Origin of the sequence: Actinotignum urinale DSM 15805 (genome assembly GCF_000420445.1) — a bacterium.
Lineage (GTDB): Bacteria > Actinomycetota > Actinomycetes > Actinomycetales > Actinomycetaceae > Actinotignum > Actinotignum urinale.
Genome location: NZ_ATUY01000006.1, coordinates 52,052 through 76,827, shown reverse-complemented (window position 1 = coordinate 76,827; position 24,776 = coordinate 52,052). Strand labels below are relative to the sequence as shown.

Below are 24,776 nucleotides of genomic sequence, written 5' to 3'. Positions count from 1 at the left end.
CACGGGTGTGCTCCCCCTATTCTCTCTCACATTCCTTCAATGCGAAACAGATAGAGTGAAAACGGAATAAATTAGGCATCCTCAGATGGCTGTAACGCAACATCTTCAGCAATAATAGTGGCAACTTCCTTAGCCGTAGGATACGACGGCTGAGCGCCGTGACGTGTTGCGGCAATGGATGCGGTCACTGAAGCGTATTTCGCCGCGGTTTGAATCAAATCTCCCTGGGCAATGCGGAAGGCGAAAGCGCCGAAGAAAGCGTCCCCTGTTCCCGTCGTATCAACGGCAACAACCTTGCGCGCCGGAATACGATGCACCTTTTCCTCAGCGGTGCTATCCAAAACTACGGAACCGTCGGAACCAAGGGTAATAACAGCCTGGGGAATGCCAATCTCAACAAACGCATCCAATACGGGCAGCCAGGCTTCGTTGGGAGCGTCGGGCGGAGGAACCGCCGTCCCACCCAAGAACTGTGCACATTCGTGTTCGTTCACGAGAATAATATCGGTTGCGGCAATAAGTTCTGGAGAAACTTCAGCATAGGGGGAAAGATTTAAAATGACAGTGGCATCATGGCGTTGACCTTCTTCCGCAGCAGCTTTCACAGCTACCTCGGGGATTTCCAGGCAAAGGCACACCACCGAAACACCCTCGAAAAGCTTACGATTCTCAACAATAGTATTCGGCCAAATCAGGCCATTCGTGCCGGCATCAATAACAATATTGTTCTGCCCGCTTTCTTCAACAGTAATGATAGCGACGCCCGTGGGGGTATCCTCAAACTTATGGATGCCACTAATATCGACGCCCTTGGCGGTCAGCGAACGCAACAGCATTGTTCCGTGAGCATCGTTTCCTACAGCGCCTATCATGGTGACGCGAGCACCCAAATTTCCCGCCGCTGCCGCCTGGTTTGCTGACTTGCCACCAGGCATCGTCGTGAAATCGTGTCCGTGAACAGTTTCACCTGGCCCGGGAATGCGTTCGGTACGGATAACGAGGTCGGCATTCAGTGAGCCAACCACAAGAATGGGGTTTGGTGCGGGAGCAGTTGTCATGGGAAGCCTTTCGTATGTACGTACAGAACGTCCACGCCTGTGTGGAGCTTTAGTACAAGGGTATCTTTTCTCAAAAAAATATGCGAACTCAAAGAGGAAAAAAGGAGCAGGCTCTCAGGGTTAAGGGAGAAAACCTCAGAGAAAAGTAGCAGTGCGGACGAAATGCCGCCCGCACTGCATACCGTTACTTTTCTACGACTACATTTTCTACGACGAAAAAGTTTCGACGATAGATGAGTCTATGCTTCCTGATCCACAGGGCGAGGAATGAGGAAGGACGTTGCCAAAGCAAGCAGGAGAATGACAAGGCCAACAACCAAGGTAATCTTGTAGGCGCCCATCGTTCCCTGAGCTACGAAACCGTCCTTAACGGCCGGCAAGATAAGGAAGCTGAGGCCCGCGCCAAGATTGAAAGCGCCGGCATTCATGCCCGGGAGGAAACCGGGGTTGTCCTTCGGGGAAAGCGCCACGCCAAGGCCGTTCAACATAATGTTCACACAACCCGCGTAGGTGATACCCAACAGGCAGGCACCCGCAATCATCACCGGGAAGGACGTCAAACCGAAGAATACGATAACCACAACGGAAATTGCTGAACCAATCATGCCCCAGCGAAGTAGCGTTGTGTAACCAACCGTCGGAGCAAGACGTCCCGAAATCGGGCCGAAAGCCCAGCCGAGCAGAGCATACGGAGCGAGAATCGCCACCGCGACCATCGTCGCCGAAACAGCGAAACCAGGGGACTTTTCTTGCGCAAATGCCGGAACAATGCCGTTAATCAGGGCGAAAATACCCGTCATTGTGAGCACTGTGGTGAGCAGGGTTGCCCATGTTCCACGTTCCTTCAGGTGGTGCACTTCAACCATGGGCTTACCCGCGCGCTTCTCCTGGAACCAGAAGAGAATGAAGCACACAATGCCAACGGCAAGAAGGACAAGAACCTTAATGAGCGTTGCTTGATTGTAGGACTCGGCTTTTGTGAGGCTTGGAGCGTCGTTCAAAGCCGTCAATATCGTTCCGACACCGGCGACGATGAGGATAACGCCAATCCAGTCCATCTTCGTTCCCGCTTGAGGTGCGGATTCGGCACCGGCGAAGAGAACGAAAACTGTGGCGAAGGCGGCAATAGCAACCATGAACCAGAAAATGGAGCGGAAGCCGTAATGCTGAACAAGCCAACCGCCAAGGAATGCGTCAATACCAGCGATACCACCATTGACCGCAAGAACAAGGCCCATGAGTGTTCCATACTTCTTGTTATCCGTGATTGCGTGGCGCAACATCAGCAAGCAAATCGGAACCGTCGGGCCTGAAACGCCTTGAATAATACGGCCGACAAACAGCCACGTAATATTCGGGGCCAAGGCGGACACAACAGAACCGATGGCCGTTAGAGCCATCATTCCCACAAGTGTTTTGCGGCGCCCAATAATATCGGAGAGGCGTGGCAAGAAGAGGGAGAACATGGCTGCCGTCGTGAAATACCACGTTTGGCTAATGCCAATATTTGTGTCTGTTGTGTTGAGCTCTTTAGCCATGGTTGCCAGGGCGGGGCTCAACATGGAGGCGTTGAGTTGGAAGGCAATACACGCAACAAGGAGCGCTGTGACGAGTGATGCCACATGTCCTGAGGAGGCGTGCTGAGATTTAGTGTTCATAGGGCTACTTCATTTCTGCGGTCATGCCGCCTTCGCCAATACGTTCAAGGGCATCCACAATGAGATCCCAAAAACGTCCGTGATCCAATTCTGTGGCCACCCAGGTGTGGCAGTCTTCCGGTGCAGGTGCACGGAAATCGGCGACCGTCATGCCAAGAGTGAGGGTTCCTGTGAGTTCAATATCGACGGGAACCTTCTGGGTTTTCACAATTGTTGGATCAATAATGTATGCGACAGCGCACGGATCGTGAACCGGCGGGTAATCGAAGCCCTGCGCGTCTTTGTAGGTTTCTGCAAAGAAGTCCATGAGTTCGCGGACGAATTTCGCTGGGCCGGTTCCCACCTTTTCGATCTTTTCGACGGCATCCGGCGTGCACAGCGCCTGATGGGTAAGATCCAAACCGACCATGACGACGGGCCACTTTTCGTTAAACACGATGTGGGCAGCTTCGGGATCAATCTTGATATTGAATTCGGCAACGGGGGACCAGTTGCCGACGTGGTAACCGCCACCCATGAGGACGACTTCACGGACGCGCTCAACGATCTTTGGTTCCATGCGGGCAGCCAAGGCGATATTTGTGAGGGCGCCTGTGGGGACGAGTGTGATTTCGCCCGGTTCGTGAGCCATGACAACATCAATAATCAGCTGTGCTGCGTGGCGTGGATCGAGTTCAATAGTTGATTTTTCGGGCTGTTCGGGGCCATCCATGCCGCTATCGCCGTGAATATCCGGGGCATATTCGAGGGGGCGAACAATGGGGCGATCGGCACCGGCAGCGAAGGGAATTCCCTTAATTCCGCAGATTGTTCCGACGGAAAGGGCGTTGCGAGTGACTTTCGTTAGTGACTGGTTGCCTGAAACTGTTGTTACGGCGACTAGGTCAATATCCGGGTTTCCGTAGGCAAGAATCATTGCGACGGCATCATCATGCCCGGGGTCGCAATCAAGAATTATTTTACGTGGAGCGCTCATGTTATTTCCTCACTTCATTGGTTGGAATGACTACTCAGATACGCGGGGTCAGATCCTTCATTGAATTCAGTAGGAAAATTTCCCGGGTATCTCACTATATTAGACTAGTAACTCACTGCACCAGAAATGAGTTGTATTAAAAAAGCGATATGCAAAAACTCCTCGGGAGTTTCCGAGGAGTTTATTGTGGCTCCGACCGGTGTCGATCCGGTGACCTTTCGATTTTCAGTCGAACGCTCTACCAACTGAGCTACAGAGCCAGATGAAAACACCCGGTTTCCCGGGTGATTATCCGCGACCCCGACGGGACTTGAACCCGCGACCTCCGCCGTGACAGGGCGGCGCGCTAACCAACTGCGCTACGGGGCCATTTGAGCTATCAAATAGCCTATACTATACGGTTTGTTCTGTATAGCGTACCCCCAACGGGATTCGAACCCGTGTTACCGGAGTGAAAGTCCGGCGTCCTAGGCCACTAGACGATGGGGGCGTGGAGACTTTGCTCCGTTCCCCCTCTCGAGAGAACTCCTATAGCTTACTCATAAAGTTTAAGACTTGGCAAATTTTATCCTTATGAGGTGAACCACATTGAGCCTTGGCGTGAATTATGAGGGAAAAAGAGGGGAAAATATGGGGAGAATGAACGCCGTTTCCGTCGTCGTCCCTAAAAACTGAGGAGAATCTGGGCACATTGAGTTCGTGCGATTTTTAATGCGGGAGGTAGCAGATAGAGTTGAGGCATGACGTTTTTAGTTCAGCCTTTCAATGCTCTCGATGCGGGTGGTGCCAGGGGGCTCTCTGCGCGCGCTTTTCGTTTTGTGATGGATAAGCCTTCTGGGGCGCCATCTGCGAATCCAAGCTCTGATCCGAGTATCAAAAACTTGGATGATGTGAAGGAGGCTGCGGAGAACGCGGTTGCAGCCACCGTTGATATTGCGCAACTCCTCCTTGTTTCTGTTGCGAGTGCGGCGGTCGGTTGGATTGTCGGCATCATTATTATTACTTTAAGTAAGGCGATTTTCAGGAAGAGTCAGACGATTCTTGGAGCCATTCAAGGGATTAAACGTCCCCTGTATTTTACGCTTGCCACGTTTTGTGGGCGGATGGGGCTGGTTCAGTACCTTGCCCGTTTTTCGCAAGAAAACCAGCCTACCTGGGGGCCGGGGATGCAACACTTCCTGCTTATCTGTTGTATAGGCGGGATTACGTGGTTGATTTGCGGCGCGATTAACGGCGTGGCGTCGGGATATATCGCCATTATTTCTCAGGTTGCGGAGGGGCGTAAGAAACGCGCCCAAACCCAAATTCAGGTTTTACGACGGGTGGTCAATGCTGTCATTTGTGTGGTCGGTGTTGCGGCCATGCTCATAACTTTCCCGGCCGCGCGGGCTGCGGGCGCCTCGCTCTTTGCCTCAGCCGGTATTGTCTCCCTGGTTGTTGGTATTGCGGCACAAAACTCGTTGGGAAATATTTTTGCCGGGCTTCAGCTGGCAACCTCAGATTCCATACGGCTCGCGGATATTGTGATGTGGGATAAACAAATGTCTACGGTTGAAGAAATCACCCTCTCCTATGTTGTGTTGAAGGTGTGGGATGGGCGCAGGCTTATTGTTCCCTCACACAAAATGGTGTCCACACCCTTCGAAAATTGGACGCGAAAAACTGCGGAACTGATGGGAACTGTGGAATTCAGGGTGGATTGGCGGGCAAATATCCCGGCAATGCGTAAGGAGCTTGAACGAATTCTTGCCGATAGTGACTTGTGGGATGGGCGAACGGGAACCCTCGTCGTCGCAGATTCTTCGGAACATTTCGGGTTGAAAATAAATGCCGTTGTTTCCGCGGCAACACCCGGAGAGCTGATGGATTTGCGGAATATGGTTCGCGAAAGAATGATTGCGTGGATGCAAGAGCAGCCCGTGGGATTCTTTATCCATACGCGCAACTATGGACAAATTGCGGAAAGTAGTGGGCCGGCAACCGTGGATGATACCTTTAGTGACGTGTACCTTATGCACAAAAAAGCTCAAGAATTGCAAGAAGAACGGGAGAGAGAAGAAGCGCGCGAAGCATTAGGGGGAAATAGGGGGCCACGGACGGCTGATTTGACACCCACATCAGTTATGGGAGCTGAATCGGTAGCGAAATATGTTGCCAAAAAGAAGCAGCAAGTAAAAAAGGCTACCGGGAAAAAGAAGAAAGCATGGTCGAAAAAAGATATTGCTTCTACGTTATTTAATCGAAGAGGAAAAAATAAACGAAAAGAAACGTCTAAAGATATAAAAGAAGAAAAACATATTACTGGGGCGGTGAAAAACACGCCTATAACGGCTTCCAAAGAAGACAACGCGAATGTACCGCATCGAGTCAGCATCGAAGAAAGGTTTAAGGAACAGTTAAGGGACACTGCGGAAACCAACGCTGTTAAACCCGGGCACGAATCTTCTATCTTTACCGGATCCGAAGAAGCGGAGAAACTTGGCCACGAATTCGCAGGCCCCGAACGTGAAGGCGAAGAACAGGTAAAAGAAGAAAACGACAAGAAAACACAAAGTATTGACGTGAAGGAAAGCCGAGACTAGAGCAAGGCGAGCGGTTCGGTTTGTCATGAAAGAGGCTGGATCGTTGGATAAACACCTACGAAACCTGGCAGCAAACCAGAAGCGGAAAGTCGCAAATGTGCAGAAGCGGAAATGCGCAAATGCGCAAATGAAAAAAATAGAGGTAGTGAATAATCGATAGCGGAGGGAAAATGATGGATAATATGCTTCCACAAACAGATGAAGAATGGGCTCGCGTGCTCACGCCAGCAGAATTTACGGTGCTACGCCAAGCAGGAACAGAACGCCCCTTTACGGGCGAACTCCTTGACGAAAATAGGCAGGGCGTTTATTCATGTAAAGCATGCGGAAACATCCTTTTTGCGTCGGAAACGAAATTCGATGCCGGATGCGGATGGCCAAGTTTTTACGACCCCATGAACAGCGACGCCGTGATAACAGACGTCGATTACAAACTCGGGTATCCCCGAGTTGAAGTCCGATGCAAACGTTGCGATTCACACCTAGGGCACGTTTTTCCTGACGCCCCGCAGACCCCAACAGGGCAAAGATATTGTATGAACTCGGTAGCGCTCAGCTTTAGTCCGCGTAAAGGCTAGGCCGTCGAAAATGCTGGCATGGATTGGAGAGGGCGTTATTCTATTCGCGTGGCAATCGTGAAGAGGATAGGATGAACAGAAGTTAGCCGAAAAGGCTGTGTCAAGAGAGCGAACAACCGGGTTAGTTCTGCGCTGAAAATGCAGACGCCACACAATCAAACAGATATGATGGAACATCTGCACAACAGTGAAAAAAGGGGAAAATAATGGCAGTCCTTCACGTCATGAGCGCAAACCTAAGTGGCGGAAAGCCCTGGGAAGCACCGAGGGAAGGGATGGATGCTCTAACGTGGAAAAAACACTGTATAGAGAAAACCGCACAGCAGATTTCCCGCATTTCACCCCACATTATCGCATTCCAAGACATCAACGATAACGCGAAAGAAGGGCTACTGTACTCGCGAATTATTGCGGCTGGAAACTATAGATCAAGCATATTTGCGCCCAGCAAACACGGGTGTCTAAGAAAGAAAGCAACCGCACATAACATTGCTCGCGGAACAGGCATAGCCTTAGCGTCCGTCTACCCCATAATGGATTGTTCCGTCATTGACATACCGAGCCACCACCCTGAAGAAAGCTGGCTACGAACACTGCGAACTCGCCTTAATCTCGGCGAAACACACCGAACCGCCATATTCGCTAACGTCAATGTGGGTGGCCAAACTGTTCTTGTCGCAACAGCGCAATTATCCCCAACACCCGAAGTTCGCGCTGTACAACAACGTTTCCTCCACAAAAGTTTCGAAAGATTTGCCAGAGGGCAAGGCCAACAGGGCGCACCCCGAGTCTTTCTTGGAGAAGCAAACCTTCCTTACCCTCAACGCGCACAAGCCCTCACGTATCCTGCGCTTCACCCCGAAAGTCAAAACAACGAAATTCTTGCATACAACGCAAAGATAGCGCACGCAGAAAACACACTCCTGCCCATTTCCGACCACCGCGCGATACGAGCGAATATCGTCGTTGAATAAGTCTGTGGGTTTGTGGTGAAACGTTTCTGAGCGATACGGGCGAATATCGTCGTTGAATAAACCCGAAAAAAGAAAGAAACCGTAACACGTGCGGGAGATGCCAGCACGTGGCCAACCTCGAAACTTCCTTAAAATAAGCCTAAAATATTGAAACGGAACTGAATAAAAAGGCTAAATTTTACGAAGCACAAAGACGCTATGAGCACGATACTGTTAAATTTCTGGGGCATTATAGCGATTATTCTGGTCGGCTATATTCTTGCACGAACAAATGTTGTGCCCAAGGGAACAGATCGCGTCCTTACACAACTTGCCTTCGCCAGCACCCTTCCCGCGCTCATTTTTGTTATGGTGAGCCACGGGGATCCCGCGGCAGTCTTTTCCGCTGTCGGCACCACAAATATTATCTCCGCCGTGGGCGCCGCCCTACTCTATGCCCTTATTGGACGTTACCTGCTGAATATTCGGGGAACGGAACTCACCGTGGGGATGCTCACCGCCTGCTACACGAATATCGGAAACCTTGGTATTGCATTCCTTGTTGCCATTACGGGAGACGCCACCGCGGTGGCACCCATTCTTCTGTTCCAAATCGTTGTCCTTCTTCCCTTCTTCTTCGCCGTCCTCGACTGGCAAACCGGAAGAAATTCTGGCGGGATAATGAAGGCGCTTGCGCGAATGATGACGAACCCGCTACTTATCGCCGTGCTCGCGGGACTCGTCGTATCAATAGTGAAAATACCCATACCCGCAGTTATTGAAAGCCCCCTCGACATGATGGGTAAAGCAAACGTCCCCATTATTCTCCTCGCCATGGGAATCTCCCTGCGCGGATCACATATCCCGAAATGGGGGCACGACGCAGCCACACTGCTCCTAGGAATAGTGATGCGGTGCATCGGAGGTCCGCTACTCGTGTGGCTTTCCGCAATGCCCATGGGGGTGACTGGCAAAGAACTCATGAGCCTCATGATTGTTGGCGCATTCCCCACCGCCAACAACGTTTTCGTTTTCGCACACAGATACCACGCAAATGTGGGGCTAGCCAGAGACGCCGTCATTATTACGACCTTCGTCAGCCTCGCAGTTATCCTAGGAATCGCTGTGGTATTCCACACAGCATAAATAATGTAACGTCCGCGACGCCCGCCAAATTCTAAAGATTGCTTGCGCACCGTTCGCGACGCGAAAAATGTTCCGAAAGTGCAAGACTGTTCGCACAATGTAAAAATATACGCAAAGCGTAAGACTATATACGATGCAAACAAATGCCTAACCGTGGAAACACTACCCGCAATAAAGAAAGCACATGATGGAAAACGCACCACGCCGCACATGGCAACACAACTGGGCGCCACTCCTTTTCCTCCTCGACGGAATCGTTGAATATTCCGGTTCAGGATTGGGTGTCACCCTGTATGATCGGGTGCCTGTTCTTGGTGTAGCATGGGGGCGTTTCACCATTTCCGCCATCATACTTTTCGCGTTCCGGGCACCCCACATCGTTGCTATGCTTCGAGAATATTCATGGAAACTCCTGGGGCTCACGGCCGCATTTGGGCTATCTTTAGGCGCAATGAACATCTCCTTCTATGAAGCCCTCGCCAGAATCCCCATGGGAAGCGCCGTCGCACTCGAATATATAGGCCCCGTGATTATGGCTGTTATTGCAGGCAAAGGGTGGCGAGTTCGCGTCGCGATTCTGCTAGCGCTCGTCGGCGTATTTTCTATTTCGTGGGGCGGAGTGGATATGGCAAAAGCGGGCGTCCCGGCAGGAATGGGATTCGCTGTACTCGCCGGAACGTGGTGGATTGTGTATATGGTTTTGGGCCGGAAAGTCGCGGTTACCGGACACGGGATTGACCATTTGACGCTTGGTTTAATGATTGCCGCCGTATGTTATTCCCCGCTGGGAGCACCCGCGATTCCCCATATGGTTGCCGGATGGGACATTATCGGAAGTATCGTTATCGTCGCACTATCGAGTTCCGTGTTCCCGTTTGTGCTACAGCTTATTATTATGCGTGGGCTCACGGCTCCGCTGTTTGCCCTATATGCTTCACTTCTTCCTGCAACATCAATGATTGCCGGATTCTTTGTGCTCGGACATATTCCAACAATTGGTGAGGCCCTCGGATTGTTGCTCGTATGTAACGCTGTGGCCATTACGTCTTTCCCGCATAAAGAAAAGGACGACGAAAAAGCATTCCCTCAAGAATCCTGATTCGTTACGGATGGGCGACGAAAAGGTTTCCTAGAGCCCTCATGCTCAAAGGGCGCGGGTTGCAATGGGCGTAACGTAAAGTGAGGGCTCGCTAGTCGTTAATGGAATCTTCTAATTCCGGGCGAGGATTTTTCGGGTCGGCACGTCTCGTCGGTGGTGGTACGACGATATACGGTGAATCGTCCCCAGTCGGGACAGCGTCGAGTGTTTCCCCCGTTTCTGGATGAGATGCCGAACGCGCGGACACTGCCGAAGGTTCGTTCTCAGCGGAGGTGTTCAAATCCGAATTATCAACGTCCACCATATTCTTTGCGACTGCTGTGCCCGCTAAATCTTTCAATGTCAGCGTTGGCAAATCGAGGAGCGCGCGATCCGGGGTCGGCCTCAAAACTTTATAGACTTCCCAGCAAATGGAGAGGAGTGGAATAACGACAACTGCTCCGAGTAGTCCCGCAGCGAACGTACCGGCCGTCACGCCAACAGCAATCACAACGGGGTTGAGGGAGACCTGGTGTCCCATAACCAAGGGTTGCAAAACATTGCCCTCAAACTGCGCAATAAGCGCAACGCCGATCATAATAATCAATGCTGTTGTTGGCCCCTTTGTTGCAAGGGCAACAAGCGCGGCAATAATCATGGTGATAGGGGCACCAAACATGGGGATAAAAGCGCCCATAGTGACGAGAACGGCTAGAGGTGCTGCGAGTGGAACCTGGCAAATAAAGAGCAGAACGCCTGCGAGGAAACCATCAGAAACAGCGACGAAAATCGTTCCACGTGCATAACCTGAGAAAGAATACCAGCCGGCTGTTGCCGCGGCGTGAACGCGCCTACGGTGTTTGGCGGGCAGAAGATTAAGAGCCCACAGCCACATTTTCTTCCCCGAAGCAAGGAAAAAAATGGCGCAGAAAAGGGCGAGAACCAAAATGGTTCCTATCAGGAATACTGAGGATGCTTGGGAGAGGGCTGTGGAGGCAACCCAGCCCGCATTGTCTTGCAAAAATTTGCTTGCTCGTTCCAAACCATCCATCACGCCGTGACGCAATTCTTCCACCGTAATATTGACGGGGAGTGGGCCGTTAGCAATCCAGTCGAACAGGCCGTCGAGACCCTCCGAAATTTGGCTACTGAGAATACCCCATTGGCTCGCAACAGAACCAATAATCCAGAAAATAAGAGCAAAAAATCCGAAAATAAAACCGATAAGAGTGGTTGCCGTGGCTAATCCTCGTGGCATTATTCGGTTAAGAAAATTCACGGCAGGTTGAAGGAGCGAGGTGAGAATGAAAGCGATGAAGAGCCCAACAAAGACCCACCGCAGAACGTCAATAGCATAGAAAATACCGCCGATTGTTACAGCAATACCGATAATGGACCATGCCGCGACACCCCAGCGATAGAGTGTAGGTTGCACTCCGCGAGGTGCCGTTTTTACATAATGTATTTGTGTTTCTTGGTCATCTGCTCCGTATGCTTGTGCTTTTCTTTCCGCATCTTTTTCAAATTTCAAGGTAGCTTCACGTGCTTTGCGTTCGACCTCTTTATGCTGAGTCGCGATGGAGAGCGCACGCTTCTTCATGCGTTTAAACATGGACATGTCGGCAACAGTTTCCTTCATAGACTTCATTTTAACGAGCGTGATGGTTTTGCGCATAAACTGCCACGTTGTTGCCCTACGTGTGCTTGGTTACCTATTTTCGTGAGGGTTAAGGAAAAATGTGCTGAAAGGACGACGGAGGTGTGGCCTGCCCGCGAAAGGACGACGGGATATAGTTTGCCCGTGCAGTTGTTAGATAGCGCTCCTTCCGGGAACTTTTTGCGTGGGGCAAGCACTCAGTACTTTAACCATTGCCTCGCGCTCGGCTTTTGTTACCCACAGATGGTAATTGTGCTTCACCCCGATTTGGCGCGCCACATATTGGCATCGGAAAGCCTTATTTTTGGGAAGCCATGTTGCCGCGTCTCCGTCGCCCTTCTGCTGATTGGATGGTCCGTCCACAGCTAAAAGATTCATCGGGTCATTAGCAAATTTTTGGCGAAGAACCGGATCCAACTGTTGCGCACCTTTTTGCCAGGCATCGGACAAGGCAACAACATGATCGATTTGAACCTTTGTGCTGGTTTTCGGGCCACGCTTAAAATTAATGGTTTCATTCGTGTAGGGGCTCTGGAGTGTACCTGATGTGACAACGCAATCTCGTGTTCCGGGCTTTGTCGTCACATTTTTCAAGTCGCGACGCAAAATATCGTTACGTGTATCGCACCCGTTGCGATCCTCATCCGCCCATGGCGTACCGAAATTTTCGCGTGCGTAACCGGTTTTCGGTGCGCGCCCCTTCACCGGAATATCCGCAAGCAAAGAAAGAGCTGTTCCTGGTTGCGCGTCTTCCGGTTGCACAATTGCATGCGAACCCCAATGAAATAACTGAGGGTTATCTAGGTAAGCCAGGTAAACAAGGGGAGCGCCTATGAGAAGGAGAATGGCCGAGATGACGTAGGTAATATGCCCCCTACGACCCCACTTACTAGTCCCGTCCCCTTCAGGGTTCTCCAACCCGTAGGAGCGGGTTTCAGAGCCATACCGCGTAAAGTTTCTTGAAGAGTGCCTGCGCATATCTTGAGTTTATTCTACGACGACGAAAAATGCCGAGCTTCCACATGCGATTGTGGACAAAGCCCATTCGCAAAAACCTATGGATAACTCTGTCCACATTGTCGTGTGCATATTGGAAATCTAGGGAGGGAGTTTGGTTCGTGCGTGCATAATGGGCGAAGGTCGTGAATTTGTGCAGGGAGGGAGTGTGCGCGGTGCAAAATAGGAAAAATTGCGAATGCAGGATAAAGGTTGTGTTGTGGCCTTCCGCGAGTGTTGTTATGAGTCCTCTTCGGTGAGCCCGGCGAACTGCGCCTGGTAGAGCTTCCAATAGGCGCCCTGTTTGCCGAGCAAATCCTCGTGCTTCCCCTGCTCCACAATTCGACCCTTTTCCATAACAAGGATGACGTCCGCATCGCGAATCGTGGAAAGCCTGTGGGCAATAATGAAACTCGTGCGCCCTTCACGTAACGCAGCCATGGCGCGTTGCACCAACACTTCAGTACGAGTATCCACATTGCTCGTCGCTTCATCCAAAATGAGAATCGCCGGCTTTGAAATAAACGCGCGCGCAATCGTAATCAACTGGCGTTCCCCGGCACTCACATTCGCGGCATTCTCCTCTATAACCGTGTCGTAACCATCCGGGAGGCTGGCAACGAAACGATCCACAAACGTCGCCTTCGCGGCCGCCACAACATCCTCATCCATCGCATCAGCACGTCCGTAACGAATATTTTCCCGAATCGTTCCCTGGAACAGCCACGGATCTTGTAGCACCATACCAATCTGGCCACGCACGTCTTTACGTCGCAACTCGGCAATATCCTGCCCATCCAATAAAATCCTGCCACCGTCAATATCGTAAAAACGCATAATGAGGTTCACCAGAGTTGTTTTACCGGCACCCGTCGGGCCAACAATAGCAACGGTCTGCCCGGGCTTAGCCTCAAGATTCAAATCTTCAATGAGGGGCTGGTTTTCTCGATAAGAAAAATCAACATTCTCAAACACAATACGCCCAGGCCCAGGAACAAGTTCTGGAGCGTCAGGCGAATCAGGCGTTTCGTCGTCGGATAACAAAATCTCAAAAACACGTTCCGCACTCGCAACCGCGGATTGCAACACCGTAATCGACATGGAAATCGTGTTCATCGGCTGATTAAACTGCTGCGAAAACTGGATGAACGCCTGAACCGTGCCCAAGCGCAACTGCCCGGAAGCCACCTGCACACCGCCAAGAACCGCAACACCCACAAACGTGAGCAAACCGGTGAACATCATAATCGGCATCATTAAACCGCCCAGAATCTGAGCGCGCAAAGACGCTGAATACATCTCCTCATTTTCCTGACGGAAATGAGCCATCTGGGAATCTTTCTGCCCGTAAGCGTGAACCAGGGCGTGGGCAGAAAAACTTTCCTCAATGCGCCCGTTGAGCGTACCTGTTGCCTGCCACTGCTTCACATACGCCTTTTGGGAGCGAGGCCCAATCAGGCCAACCATGAGGAAACTGCACGGTAACATCAACATGACAACCAGCGCCAACTTCCAGGACACGGCCAGCATCATCACCATCAAACCCAGGCCCCACAAAATATTCGTGATCAAACTGGACAGTGTTTGCTGTAGAGAGGTTGTCATATTGTCGATGTCGTTCGTGACCCTGGACATGACGTCGCCACGCTTCTGGCCGTCAATCGAGGACAGCGGAAGAGTGTGGATTTTCTTTTCGGCGCGCTCGCGAAGATGGAACATGCCTCGCGCAATCACGCGATTCATCGTTATACCAACCGCATAGTTCACGAAATTGCCGAACAGATACAGCACGATAAGCGCCACGGCAAGCCAGCCGAGCCGGTGAAAATCAATACCTTGCCCGGGCACAATATCCATTGCGTCAACCATGGAGGCGATATTTTCGTGCCCGCTTTCGCGCAGTAGCGCAACGCTTTGCGCCTTCGACATCCCCGCAGGAATATTCCGCGAAAAAACGCCTTCAAAAATCGTGTTCGTTATCGCACCCAACAGGAGGGGCGCTGAAATATTTGTGGCCGCCCAGATTCCGCCACCAATCGTTGCCACCACAATCCGCCATTTCCACGGCACAAAAATGCCGAGCATACGCCGGAACGACTCCCAAAAATGGGTGGGCTTTTGAAGTCGCATGGAACTCATCGACATGATGCATCCACCCCCAACTGGGAATCAACAATATCGCGGTATTCCGGGCAGGTCTCCATGAGCGTCGCGTGCCGACCTTCGCCCACAATACGCCCGGATTCCACAACAATAATGTGATCGGCCTCCCGAACAGTTGAAGCACGAGATGCGACGACGATTTTCGACGCTCCAGGCGCATGCCCGGCCAAACCCTCACGTAACCGCGCCTCAGTTTCGGTGTCCAAGGCGGAGAAGGAATCGTCGAAAAGGAAAATATCGGGCTGGTGGATAATGGCGCGAGCAATCGATAGGCGTTGGCGTTGACCGCCAGAAACATTCGTTCCGCCCTGAGAAATCGGCGCGTCCAGCCCGCCTTCCATTTCGCGCACAAAATCTTCGGCTTGTGCGATTCGTAGCGCCTCCCACATCTCTTCGTCGCTTGCGTCCTTGCGTCCAAAAAGAAGATTGCTTCGCACGGTTCCTGCGAAAAGATAGGACTGTTGGGGGACAAAACCGATGGTGGCGGAAAGGACTTCGGGGTCAAGTTCTCGCACGTCAACACCACCAACGGATACGCTTCCTTCGGTTGCGTCAATCAAGCGCGTAATCATATGAATGAGTGTGCTTTTTCCTGAACCTGTTGCCCCGAGAATCGCAAGGGTCGTGCCGGGAGCAACGCGGAGTGAAAAATCGCTAATCACCGGGGACTGTGCCCCTGGGTACGAGTAGATGACGTCCTTGAATTCCACTTCGCCACGCCGCAAAAGCTGAGTTTTTGGGGAGGTTGGGGCGCTGATACTCGTCGTCGTATCAAGAACTTCTCCGATGCGCTCGGCAGAAACTGAGGAGCGGGGGAGGAGTAAGGAGACGAAACTCATTTGGATAATGCCGGACAGAATCATCATGAGGTAGGTCATATAGGCAATGAGGGTACCTATATTTGTTGTGCCCGCCTCGATCTGGAAGGCGCCAAACCAGTACACGCCGACGACGGTGATGTTGAGGACAACGATAACAAGCGGGAAAATCATGACGAAGAGTTGCCCAACTTTGAAGGAAACCGATGTAATATCGCGATTTGCTTGACTGAAGCGGGCGCGTTCCGTATCTTCTCGGACAAAAGCGCGAAGGACACGGATGCCGGTGAGTTGTTCGTGGAAAATGCGGTTAACTGCGTCGAGGCGATCCTGGTAGCTGCGGAAGAGGGGAACCATGCGCGAAATAATGCCGCCGCTAATAATAAGGAGTAGGGGAACGGATACTGCCATAATCCACCCGATTCCGGCACGCTGGTTGAGCGCCATAATAATTCCGCCAATGCACAAAATGGGGGCGGAAATGAAGGCGGTTGACGCCATGCTGAACATGAGTTGGACGTTTTGGACGTCGTTTGTGCATCGAGTAATGAGAGATCCGGGAGTGAAGTGGGAGATTTCTTTTTCACTGAAGTCGGTGACGCGGGCAAAGAGGCGTGCGCGCAGGTGCCGCCCCGTACGCATGGCGAGGCTAGCTGCGCATATCATCCCGAGAATATTGAGTACCGCCTGGGCGATGGAAAGGGCGAGCATGAGAGCGCCGGTGCGCCAAATATAGGAGGTGTTTCCGGTGGCGACACCTCTATCGATAATGTGTGCGTTGAGAGTGGGGATGTAGAGCTGGGCAAGGGTTTGCCCGATTTGGAACACGACAACGCCTAACGCCAGTGGCCAAAAGGTGCGGGTGACTGAACGTAGGAGCCTGAATAACATCTGTTTCCAATGCTTGTGGAATAATATCGAGAAAGCGGTTCGGTGCAAGCTCTCAACTCAAAGATGACGCGGGTAACAAAAAATCCGCGTCCTTTGCATTATAGCTAAGAATCGCGGATTTTCACCAGTAGGCCCCGTGGGATTCGAACCCACAACCAGCGGATTAAAAGTCCGATGCTCTGCCGTTGAGCTAGAGGCCCGCAAAGTAGTTTAGCCCGAAATCTCTGAAAAAGGGTGCCTATGGCGTAATATGTTGTGAGGAACACAATTGAGGAGGAATGATGGCACCGCAATTTCGACGTCCAGCGCAGTTAAGCGAGGACCTGATGGAAACAATTCCTGGCGATCAGGATGTTGCCTACAACGCGGAGTTGGCCAATCTTTCCGCATGGGCACTCCTCCCGGGTCCTTCTCCGTTCGCCGGTTCCCCGCAGGAACGCGAGCGCATTGTGGAGCTTGTTCACACGGAAGGCGTTGATGTTATTGCCGAAAGCTGGGTGCGTTCCCCTGAAGAATCCCTCGCGGGGACTTTGTGGAGGGGATTCCTTTTCTATGAGTGGTTGCGTCGTTTCCCTGAAGATGCCTTCGCGCGATTCAATCGTGCACGCGAAGTGTTGGTGGCTCGCGGGGTCAATGTGGATGAGAAACTTGCGGACACGTATTCTCTTGAGGACCTTCATACCTGTTGGGGCTCGATTTTTTCAGGGGAATGGGGCGAGCATCCCGTAGCGAAGGTTCTTCTCGATAGCGCACACATCTTGAATATTATTGGGCAGGTCAGCCCCGAGTGGATTGGGGAGGATGATCACCCCCTAGCAACGGCTGTTACTCGCCGAGATGAAGCCCTTCTCCAAACCTCGCGCGAGTTGCTCGAAGCATCGAAACGTAGCGCCCGTGGAGTATTGAATTAACGCCATGTGGATGAGTCCCGACGTTTCCATCCTTCCCCTCACCTCAGTAAGTTCTGAGATGTACGACGATATAGTTGCCTTGGCTGAAGCCTGCACAAAACATGACGGTTTCGCTCCTTTTGATGAACAGAACCTGCTTGATCTTTCCCATAACACTCCCGGAACACGGCTCTGGATTATGGTGGAATACGCCTGCGGGGTAGGCAAGGTGATAGGGGTGGCAGTTGCTGGACGTGGGGGTTATGGGGAACTCGCTGTTCGTCCAAGGTCGCGAAACCGTGGCTTTGGGAAACGTCTTCTCACAACGCTTCTTCCTGAAGTTCCGCAGGGTGTGTGGGCGCATGGAAACCTAGAGTATGCCCAGAAATTAGCCACAAATCTAGAGTTAGAGCCAGGGCGCCGTCTTTATGTGATGGAAAAAAGTTTGGATGTTAACTCGGGCGAAACGCCTGGCGTTGAGGGCGTGGCTATCCGCGCGTTTGACGAGGGCGACCTTGAAGATCTTGTAAGGCTTAATGCCCAAGCATTTGCGGATTTACCGGATCAAGGAAATTTGAGCGTGGAAGATTTTCGGCAACGCATGGCCGAACCCTGGTTTGATTCGAGCCTTCTGTTTGTGGCGCGTGAAAAAAAGGTGTGCGACAACGACGTTATGCGCAAAAGCGAGGCTGGCGAGAGTGTAGAAGGCGAGAGCGCGATAGACGAAGGCGAGTCGGGCGAAACTGCCACAGACGTGAACGCCACAAACGACAGCGCGGAAATGCTCGCATATTTGTGGATGAAACCCCTCGAAAATGACACCATAGAAATATATGTGCTTGGTGTTCATCCGCGCGCTCAAGGCCGTGGTGTAGGGAAAACATTGATGAAATATGCACAAGATGCCATGGTCCGTCGTCGATATAAAATTGCGAAACTCTACGTGGACGCATCCAACGAGGCGGCAGTAGGACTGTACCGGACGGCGAGCTATAAGGTTGTAGAAGAACACGTGATGTACGCGCGGCGCTAACACGTCAACACAATACGCAAGGCATGTAGTGAAAAACGTGAAGTATGCGCAACAACGCACACCACAAACCCTGAAAAATCCTTTGAAAATAACGAAAAATCACGCATGTGAGATAAAGAACAGCACTATTAACCTGTTGTTAACCCTTTAGGGGAAGTCACGTAACCCCGCCCCCATAGCCTTGACGTCAGGTAACGCTGGAAGTGGCGTTCTCTAGATATAAAGGAAATGCACCGTGACGAACAAAAAATTTGGCGCTTTCGCAGCAGGCCTCGCAGCAATCTCCCTCGTAGTCTCCGCATGTGGTGGATCTGCAAGCGATGCGGGTGGTACAAAGGCCGCCCCGAAGAGTGAAGCAAAGGGAAGCATCGACGGCTCAGGCGCTTCATCACAGCAGAATGCTCAGCAGGCATGGCGTGATAACTTCAAGAGCGCCAACCCGGATATTACCATCAACTACACCGCAAACGGTTCCGGTAACGGACGTGCAGAATTCCTGGCAGGTAAGAGCCAGTACGCCGGAAGCGATAGCGCGATGAAGGCTGAAGAATTGAAGCAGGTTGCCAATGTTTGCAAGACGGAAAAGGCAGTAGAACTTCCCGTTTACATTTCTCCTATTGCCATTGCGGTGAATATTGAAGGTGTGAAGGAACTTAACCTCACCGGCGAAACCATCGCCAAGATTTTCGCAGGACAGATTACCCAGTGGGATGATCCGGCAATTAAGGAAAGCAACCCCAAGGCTAAGCTCCCCAGCGCAAAGATCATTCCGATTAACCGCGCTGAAAAGTCCGGAACAACAAAGAACTTCCAGGAATATCTCAAGACTGTTGCCCCCAGCGTATGGACGCACAAGCCTGAAGAAACCTGGCCAATCAGTGGTACACAGTCTGCAGAAAAGACCTCCGGTGTTGTTACCCTTGCAGAATCCACACCGAACTCCATTATCTACGCGGACTTCTCCCAGATTAAGAAGCTCACACCTGTGAAGGTTGGAGTTGGTAAGTCCTTCATCGGTCCGGAAGCTGAAGCGGCGGCAAAGATTGTTGATCACTCCCCGGCATCCAAGGATGCGACAGATACGCTTCTTTCTAAAGACTTCAAGCGTGACGGCTCCATCGAAGGCGGTTACCCGGTTGTTATGGTTTCCTACCTCATCGGTTGCCAGGAATACAAGGATGCCAACCACGCCAAAATTGTGAAGGACTTCTTCTCCTACATCATCTCCAAGGACGGACAGGAAGCAGCTCACAAGGCAAACGGCGGTAACGCACCCATCTCCGATAAGCTCCGTGAAGAATCTCAAAAAGTAGTGGACACCATCAAGTAACTTATGGCAAACCACGAATTAAACGTTAAGGAGACGCCTGTGGCAACAGAAAGTAAAGCGTCAAGCTTACAAACTGTTACACCGGCGTCTCCTGGTAAGCGCGTGCGTCGCCGCGCTGATAAGATCTTCAAATGGGTATCAATCTCTGCTGGTGGATTTATTATGGTTATCCTCGGCGCAGTGTTCCTCTTCCTGCTTCTGGAGTCATACCCGGCGTTCGTAGCTCAAAGCCAAGAAATTCAAGGATATGTGAGCTTTACAAAAGGAATGAGCTTCTGGCAGTATGCTGGCGTTGCATTGTTCGGTACGATTCTTTCCTCCCTCATTGCTCTAGCTATCGCCGTTCCTTTTGCAGTGGCAATTGCCCTGTTTATTTCCCACTACGCCTCCCGTAAGTTCGCTTCGGGTCTAGGGTATGTGATTGATCTTCTTGCCGCTATTCCGTCGGTAGTTTTCGGTTTGTGGGGTATTCGTACGCTTGAACCGATTATGCGTCCCATCTTTGAATGGGTTTCTTCAGTATTGAAGAAGCCGCTCCAGTGGTGGGTCGATTATGTGCCTTTCATGGGCGAAGAACACGGATTAGCACGTTTTGACTGGTGGCCATTAAAACCCTCTCTCGTGGAATTCACGCCTCCGGCGCGTAACATCCTCATGGGTGGTTTCGTTCTCGCCATCATGATTCTTCCGATTATTACATCCCTCTGCCGTGAGGTATTCCTTCAAACCCCGCCACTTCTTGAAGAAGCGGCGCTCGGTTTGGGTGCAACTCGGTGGGAAATGATTAAGATGACAGTTCTTCCCATTGGGCGTTCAGGTATTGTGTCTTCCGCGATGCTTGGGCTTGGACGAGCGCTTGGTGAAACGATGGCTCTCCTCATGGTTCTCTCGCCAGGGCTTGCGATTAATTTCAATATTTTCGCACCCGGCCAGCACTCCACTATCGCATCCCAAATTGCGTTGAACTTCCCAGAAGCACATCCCGGCTTACAGCGCCAAACCCTTATCGGTATCGGCCTCATGCTGTTCGCCCTCACCTTCCTTGTGAACTGGGCTGCCCGTCGCGTACTCGCTAAGTACGCTGAATTCTCAGGAGCGAATGCATAAATGAGTAACGACGTCACATTTACAGCCTCCCCGGATACTGCACAAGTTCCCGAGGTAAGTTCAGGCTCTATCTTTGCAAGCTCCGGCAGAACGCTCCCCTCCTATACAACACCCGTTGTTCTTGTGGCGAGCCTCCTCGTGAGTTGGTTGGTGTTTCACTTCGTTTTCAAGAGTGAATCGCTTTTTGCGCCACTCATCGTCGGTGTCCTACTGTTCATGCTGATTATGCGAATCGTGGGATATGTTGTGGAAGGTTCACGTCGCGGTGCAGACCGCATGGCAACCATCAAAATTACCTCCGCGTTTGTGCTGGCGGTTATCCCGCTCTTCAGCTTGCTCTATGCAGTTATTGTTGAAGCGTGGTCAACGCTATCCTGGGGTTTCTTCAACAACTCCACACAAGGTATGACGATGAAAGGCGCTATCCCCGGTGTGGGACACGCCATCGTAGGTACGTTAATCATTACCGGAACAACAGCGTTGATTGCGATCCCGCTCGGTATCTTTACCGCAATCTACCTCGTCGAATACAACAGAGGTGGCTGGTTCGGGCGAACCGTGACATTCCTCGTCGATATTATGACGGGTATTCCTTCCATCGTCGCCGGTTTGTTCGCCGCCGCAATTGTGCCTCTTTTGGCTCCTGCCCTTGGTTTCTATAACGGTTTCATGGGTGCGGTAGCCCTTGTGGTTCTCATGACGCCGCTGGTTATTCGAAATACGGAAGAAATGTTGCGTCTCGTGTCCAACGAGTTGCGTGAGGCTTCCTATGCACTGGGTGTCACAAAATCCCGAACGATTGTGAAAGTCGTGTTGCGAACAGCCCTTCCGGGCATCGTTTCCGGTTGCGTTATTGCTGTTGCGCGCGTTATCGGTGAATCGGCACCCCTCATGATTACTGCCGGTAGCCCGGATGGATTTAACTACACCATCTTCAACGGCCAGGTAATGACACTTCCTGTTTTCGTTTACAACATGTTCAGCAAGGGCGAGATGGAACTCGCCTGGGGCGCGGCGCTCGTTCTCGTCGTCGTGGTGTTGCTGCTCAATCTGTTTGCCCGAATTATTGCGCATATTTTTGCGCCCAAGGGCCGTTAAGGCCACAAGAAAGGATAGCTGTGGCTACCAACAAAGGAATTCAAGTACGCAATGAGAACATTTATTACGGTGATTTTCTCGCAGTGAAAAACGTGAATGTTGATATTGCACCGAACTCCGTGACGGCACTTATAGGTCCTTCCGGTTGCGGTAAGTCAACCTTCCTCCGCTCCCTTAACCGTATGCATGAAGTCATTCAGGGCGCTCATGTTAAAGGTGAAGTTTATATCGACGGCCAAAATATCTACGGGCCTGGCGTTGATCCGGTAACGGTTCGCCAGCATGTAGGTATGGTGTTCCAGCGCCCCAACCCGTTCCCCACAATGTCCATTGCGGATAATGTGTTGGCGGGCATGAAGCTCAACAATAAGAAGATCAAGAAGTCAGATGCCGATGAAATCGTTGAGCGTTCTTTGCGTGGCGCTAACCTCTGGAACGAAGTGAAGGATCGCTTGAGTCGCCCCGGTTCTTCTCTTTCCGGTGGTCAGCAGCAACGTTTGTGCATTGCTCGCGCTATCGCTGTGCAGCCCGAAGTTCTGTTGATGGACGAACCGTGCTCGGCTCTCGATCCGATTTCCACCCTCGCCATCGAAGATCTCATGACGGAATTGAAGAATAACTACACGATTGTTATCGTGACCCACAATATGCAGCAGGCCGCTCGCGTTTCCGAAACAACAGGTTTCTTCAACATTGAAGGAACAGGTAAACCGGGTCAGCTCATTGAGTTCGATAACACGGAAAAGATTTTCTCGAACCCATCAAATAAGCAAACCGAAGATTACGTTTCTGGTCGTTTTGGTTAAAGTACGACGAAAGAGTGCGATGTTTGTTCGTCGTTGTACTCTTTCAATGCCTACCAGGGGGGGCTAGTGCAGGTTTTCGTGAGCCTGTGATAATAACCAAGTAGAGAAAAACGTGGGGGTCTGGATGCGGTGCACATCCAGACCCCCACGCATATCGTCGTATATCGTTACGTATCTCGTATAGCGTCGCTTTTCGTCGTATATCGTCGTAACGATTCGCAGTTAACGCTATGCCACGGTGTTGTGGCAATGAATGCGCCAGAGAAATGAGACGATAATGAAATATTCCGGGGCGCGTGCGTTACTGGTGTGCGAGAAAACCTAGATAACGAGATGTAATAACCATGTTGTGACACCAGCAACGGCCGCGGCCGCCGGTAGGGTAAGCACCCATGCAGTAACAATATTTCCTGCGATTCCCCAACGGACAGCTGATTTTCGTTTGGTTGCGCCCACACCCATAATGGCGCAGGTGACAGTGTGCGTCGTAGAAATCGGGGCGGCCCACACGAAAGCGGTGGTGTACAAAACACTAGCCGCAATGGATTCGGCAACGAAACCGCGCGCGGGGTCGAGATCAATAATCCCAGAACCGAGAGTTTTCATGATTTTGAAACCGCCCATTGCGGTTCCGGCGGAGATTGCGCCCGCAGCGCTGAGCTTTACCCACAGGGGAATTCCTGAACCGAGATCGTGGTAGCCACCAGCAGCCATTGCCAGCACCATCACGCCCATTGTTTTTTGCGCATCCTGCAAGCCGTGCCCGAGGGCCATTGCGGCCGCGGAAACGGTTTGTGCGTAACGGAACCTGTGCATGGTGGAGCGATAGGTTGCGTTGCGTAGAAGCATGAGCACGATTTTCATAAGGATGTAGGCGAGGAAGAACCCTACGGCGGGGGAGAGAACCATGGGGATAACGACTTTGTCGAGAATAACTCCCCAGTGAACCTGGGTGGAGCTTGCCAGCCCCGCACCCGCCAGCGCGCCAATGAGGGCGTGCGAGGATGAGGAAGGCAGACCCTTCCACCAGGTAATAAGGTTCCACACGATAGCTCCCATGAGCGCACCGAGAACAAGGTTGAGTCCTTTAAGCGGGGGGAGGTCGCCGATGTGGACAATTCCTGACCCAATCGTTTCCGCGACGGCCGTCCCCATGAGGGCGCCTATAAAGTTCATCACCGCCGCCATACCGAGGGCGACAGCCGGGGTCAAGGCTCGCGTAGCTACAGATGTCGCGATAGCGTTGGCGGCGTCGTGAAAGCCGTTGGTGAAATCAAAAACCAGGGCAATAACGACAACGAGCCCAACAAGAAAAGCAAGCTCGGACACTTTACGACTCCTTGAGGGAGATGCGTTCGACGACGGAGGAAAGGTTTTCGAAGGAATCGAGCGCGCCTTCAAGTGCGTCTACAATGAGTTTGATGCGCAAAACCTCTAAGGGATCCGTGGATTCGTCGAAAAGATTTGCGATGATTTTCTTGTAGAGAGCATCGCCTTGGTTTTCGAGTTGGTTGATTTCAATCCAGTAATCTTTGGTTGCCGGATCTGTGGGTTTAAATTTACGAAGAATGTCGGTGGAACGACGAGCACATGCGCGCAATAAATCAATCATTTCATCAATTTCTGCGGGCAGGGCACCCGGTTTAAGGTAGGTAAGGTTTTCGCCCGCTTCGTCCATTCGGTCAATGCAGGTATCCACCTGCCCGGCGAGTTCGTAAATATCTTCGCGATCGAAGGGGAGGACGAAGGAAACATTCACTTTTTTTAACAGTGTGTGGTTGGCTTCGTCGGCCTTATTTTCGATGGCGTGCAGGGCTTTTTGCTCTTCAGCGCGGTCATGTGCGGGTGTTGCAAATAGCTTGGCAAGTTGGTCTGCTGTCCGGCTGAGGTATTTTGCCTGGTTTGAAATAAGGTCAAAAACCACACTATTACCGGAGAATCTGGATAAAAGACCCATA

Annotated in this window: 20 protein-coding genes and 4 tRNA genes; 11 read left to right on the top strand and 13 right to left on the bottom strand. The window is 51.7% G+C overall.

The window, feature by feature from the left end:
• Positions 1 to 71: 71 nt before the first annotated feature.
• The 6 genes from G445_RS09930 to G445_RS0105505 form a co-directional block, all read right to left on the bottom strand.
• Positions 72 to 1,058 carry a ribokinase gene (locus G445_RS09930; protein ID WP_022866555.1) on the bottom strand — a complete coding sequence of 329 codons (987 nt, stop codon included), beginning with the start codon at positions 1,056 to 1,058 and terminating at the stop codon, positions 72 to 74.
• A gap of 239 nt (positions 1,059 to 1,297) precedes the next feature.
• The gene (gene uriT, locus G445_RS0105525) at positions 1,298 to 2,716 is read right to left on the bottom strand and encodes a uridine transporter UriT (RefSeq protein ID WP_022866554.1); all 1,419 of its coding nucleotides are present in this window, start codon (positions 2,714 to 2,716) and stop codon (positions 1,298 to 1,300) included.
• Between the two features lie 4 nt (positions 2,717 to 2,720).
• The gene (gene uriH, locus G445_RS09925) at positions 2,721 to 3,692 is read right to left on the bottom strand and encodes a uridine-preferring nucleoside hydrolase UriH (protein WP_022866553.1); all 972 of its coding nucleotides are present in this window, start codon (positions 3,690 to 3,692) and stop codon (positions 2,721 to 2,723) included.
• Positions 3,693 to 3,879: 187 nt separating this feature from the next.
• A tRNA-Phe gene (locus G445_RS0105515) sits at positions 3,880 to 3,952 on the bottom strand.
• Between the two features lie 35 nt (positions 3,953 to 3,987).
• Positions 3,988 to 4,061 (bottom strand) — tRNA-Asp (locus G445_RS0105510).
• Between the two features lie 48 nt (positions 4,062 to 4,109).
• Positions 4,110 to 4,182, bottom strand: a tRNA-Glu gene (locus G445_RS0105505).
• A gap of 250 nt (positions 4,183 to 4,432) precedes the next feature.
• Here G445_RS0105505 and G445_RS10885 point away from each other — a divergent pair.
• The 5 genes from G445_RS10885 to G445_RS09915 all read left to right on the top strand — a co-directional run bounded on the left by G445_RS10885 (position 4,433) and on the right by G445_RS09915 (position 10,050).
• A complete protein-coding gene (locus G445_RS10885) occupies positions 4,433 to 6,274 on the top strand; it encodes a mechanosensitive ion channel family protein (protein WP_022866552.1) in 1,842 nt (613 codons plus the stop codon).
• A gap of 173 nt (positions 6,275 to 6,447) precedes the next feature.
• Positions 6,448 to 6,852, top strand: a complete 405-nt coding sequence (msrB, locus tag G445_RS0105495; protein WP_022866551.1) for a peptide-methionine (R)-S-oxide reductase MsrB — start codon at positions 6,448 to 6,450, stop codon at positions 6,850 to 6,852.
• Positions 6,853 to 7,058: 206 nt separating this feature from the next.
• Positions 7,059 to 7,826 (top strand): hypothetical protein, encoded by a 768-nt coding sequence (locus G445_RS0105490; RefSeq protein WP_022866550.1) that lies wholly within the window; start codon positions 7,059 to 7,061, stop codon positions 7,824 to 7,826.
• Positions 7,827 to 8,024: 198 nt separating this feature from the next.
• The gene (locus tag G445_RS0105485; RefSeq protein ID WP_022866549.1) at positions 8,025 to 8,951 is read left to right on the top strand and encodes an AEC family transporter; all 927 of its coding nucleotides are present in this window, start codon (positions 8,025 to 8,027) and stop codon (positions 8,949 to 8,951) included.
• Between the two features lie 184 nt (positions 8,952 to 9,135).
• Positions 9,136 to 10,050: an EamA family transporter gene (locus tag G445_RS09915; protein ID WP_022866548.1), complete on the top strand. Its 915-nt coding sequence runs from the start codon at positions 9,136 to 9,138 to the stop codon at positions 10,048 to 10,050.
• A gap of 91 nt (positions 10,051 to 10,141) precedes the next feature.
• On the opposite strand, the gene G445_RS10880 is transcribed toward G445_RS09915, so the two are convergent.
• From G445_RS10880 to G445_RS0105455, 5 genes are all read right to left on the bottom strand, one after another.
• Positions 10,142 to 11,677: an AI-2E family transporter gene (locus G445_RS10880; protein WP_306718315.1), complete on the bottom strand. Its 1,536-nt coding sequence runs from the start codon at positions 11,675 to 11,677 to the stop codon at positions 10,142 to 10,144.
• 162 nt (positions 11,678 to 11,839) lie between these two features.
• A complete protein-coding gene (locus G445_RS09905) occupies positions 11,840 to 12,664 on the bottom strand; it encodes an HNH endonuclease family protein (RefSeq protein ID WP_084676497.1) in 825 nt (274 codons plus the stop codon).
• Between the two features lie 258 nt (positions 12,665 to 12,922).
• Positions 12,923 to 14,827, bottom strand: coding sequence for an ABC transporter ATP-binding protein (locus G445_RS09900; protein WP_022866545.1), 1,905 nt, complete (start codon positions 14,825 to 14,827; stop codon positions 12,923 to 12,925).
• A complete protein-coding gene (locus G445_RS0105460) occupies positions 14,818 to 16,554 on the bottom strand; it encodes an ABC transporter ATP-binding protein (protein WP_022866544.1) in 1,737 nt (578 codons plus the stop codon). The genes G445_RS09900 and G445_RS0105460 overlap by 10 nt, the downstream gene beginning before the upstream one ends.
• Before the next feature lie 128 nt (positions 16,555 to 16,682).
• A tRNA-Lys gene (locus G445_RS0105455) sits at positions 16,683 to 16,754 on the bottom strand.
• Between the two features lie 81 nt (positions 16,755 to 16,835).
• Between G445_RS0105455 and G445_RS0105450 the strand changes: the two genes are divergently transcribed.
• The 6 genes from G445_RS0105450 (at position 16,836) to pstB (ending at position 22,818) form a co-directional block, all read left to right on the top strand.
• Positions 16,836 to 17,465, top strand: a complete 630-nt coding sequence (locus G445_RS0105450; protein WP_022866543.1) for a hypothetical protein — start codon at positions 16,836 to 16,838, stop codon at positions 17,463 to 17,465.
• A gap of 10 nt (positions 17,466 to 17,475) precedes the next feature.
• Positions 17,476 to 18,477 carry a GNAT family N-acetyltransferase gene (locus G445_RS10875; RefSeq protein WP_026420975.1) on the top strand — a complete coding sequence of 334 codons (1,002 nt, stop codon included), beginning with the start codon at positions 17,476 to 17,478 and terminating at the stop codon, positions 18,475 to 18,477.
• A gap of 235 nt (positions 18,478 to 18,712) precedes the next feature.
• Positions 18,713 to 19,807: a phosphate ABC transporter substrate-binding protein PstS gene (gene pstS, locus G445_RS0105440; protein ID WP_022866541.1), complete on the top strand. Its 1,095-nt coding sequence runs from the start codon at positions 18,713 to 18,715 to the stop codon at positions 19,805 to 19,807.
• A 39-nt stretch (positions 19,808 to 19,846) separates the two neighbouring features.
• Positions 19,847 to 20,914: a phosphate ABC transporter permease subunit PstC gene (gene pstC / locus G445_RS09890; RefSeq protein ID WP_022866540.1), complete on the top strand. Its 1,068-nt coding sequence runs from the start codon at positions 19,847 to 19,849 to the stop codon at positions 20,912 to 20,914.
• Positions 20,915 to 22,012 (top strand): phosphate ABC transporter permease PstA, encoded by a 1,098-nt coding sequence (gene pstA / locus G445_RS0105430; RefSeq protein WP_022866539.1) that lies wholly within the window; start codon positions 20,915 to 20,917, stop codon positions 22,010 to 22,012.
• 20 nt (positions 22,013 to 22,032) lie between these two features.
• Entirely contained in the window at positions 22,033 to 22,818 is a 786-nt protein-coding gene (gene pstB / locus G445_RS0105425; RefSeq protein ID WP_022866538.1) for a phosphate ABC transporter ATP-binding protein PstB, read from the top strand.
• A 321-nt stretch (positions 22,819 to 23,139) separates the two neighbouring features.
• Here the strand turns inward: pstB and G445_RS0105420 are convergent, their stop codons facing one another.
• Positions 23,140 to 24,147: an inorganic phosphate transporter gene (locus G445_RS0105420; protein ID WP_022866537.1), complete on the bottom strand. Its 1,008-nt coding sequence runs from the start codon at positions 24,145 to 24,147 to the stop codon at positions 23,140 to 23,142.
• Position 24,148: 1 nt separating this feature from the next.
• Positions 24,149 to 24,775 (bottom strand): DUF47 domain-containing protein, encoded by a 627-nt coding sequence (locus G445_RS0105415; protein WP_022866536.1) that lies wholly within the window; start codon positions 24,773 to 24,775, stop codon positions 24,149 to 24,151.
• Between the last annotated feature and the right edge of the window lies 1 nt (position 24,776).

Coding starts and splice junctions, on each gene's coding strand:
- G445_RS09930 (WP_022866555.1), bottom strand. CDS start 1,058: ATGACAACTGCTCCCGCACCAAACCCCATTCTTGTGGTTGGCTCACTG.
- uriT (WP_022866554.1), bottom strand. CDS start 2,716: ATGAACACTAAATCTCAGCACGCCTCCTCAGGACATGTGGCATCACTC.
- uriH (WP_022866553.1), bottom strand. CDS start 3,692: ATGAGCGCTCCACGTAAAATAATTCTTGATTGCGACCCCGGGCATGAT.
- G445_RS10885 (WP_022866552.1), top strand. CDS start 4,433: ATGACGTTTTTAGTTCAGCCTTTCAATGCTCTCGATGCGGGTGGTGCC.
- msrB (WP_022866551.1), top strand. CDS start 6,448: ATGGATAATATGCTTCCACAAACAGATGAAGAATGGGCTCGCGTGCTC.
- G445_RS0105490 (WP_022866550.1), top strand. CDS start 7,059: ATGGCAGTCCTTCACGTCATGAGCGCAAACCTAAGTGGCGGAAAGCCC.
- G445_RS0105485 (WP_022866549.1), top strand. CDS start 8,025: ATGAGCACGATACTGTTAAATTTCTGGGGCATTATAGCGATTATTCTG.
- G445_RS09915 (WP_022866548.1), top strand. CDS start 9,136: ATGATGGAAAACGCACCACGCCGCACATGGCAACACAACTGGGCGCCA.
- G445_RS10880 (WP_306718315.1), bottom strand. CDS start 11,677: ATGAAGTCTATGAAGGAAACTGTTGCCGACATGTCCATGTTTAAACGC.
- G445_RS09905 (WP_084676497.1), bottom strand. CDS start 12,664: ATGCGCAGGCACTCTTCAAGAAACTTTACGCGGTATGGCTCTGAAACC.
- G445_RS09900 (WP_022866545.1), bottom strand. CDS start 14,827: ATGTCGATGAGTTCCATGCGACTTCAAAAGCCCACCCATTTTTGGGAG.
- G445_RS0105460 (WP_022866544.1), bottom strand. CDS start 16,554: ATGTTATTCAGGCTCCTACGTTCAGTCACCCGCACCTTTTGGCCACTG.
- G445_RS0105450 (WP_022866543.1), top strand. CDS start 16,836: ATGGCACCGCAATTTCGACGTCCAGCGCAGTTAAGCGAGGACCTGATG.
- G445_RS10875 (WP_026420975.1), top strand. CDS start 17,476: ATGAGTCCCGACGTTTCCATCCTTCCCCTCACCTCAGTAAGTTCTGAG.
- pstA (WP_022866539.1), top strand. CDS start 20,915: ATGAGTAACGACGTCACATTTACAGCCTCCCCGGATACTGCACAAGTT.
- G445_RS0105415 (WP_022866536.1), bottom strand. CDS start 24,775: ATGGGTCTTTTATCCAGATTCTCCGGTAATAGTGTGGTTTTTGACCTT.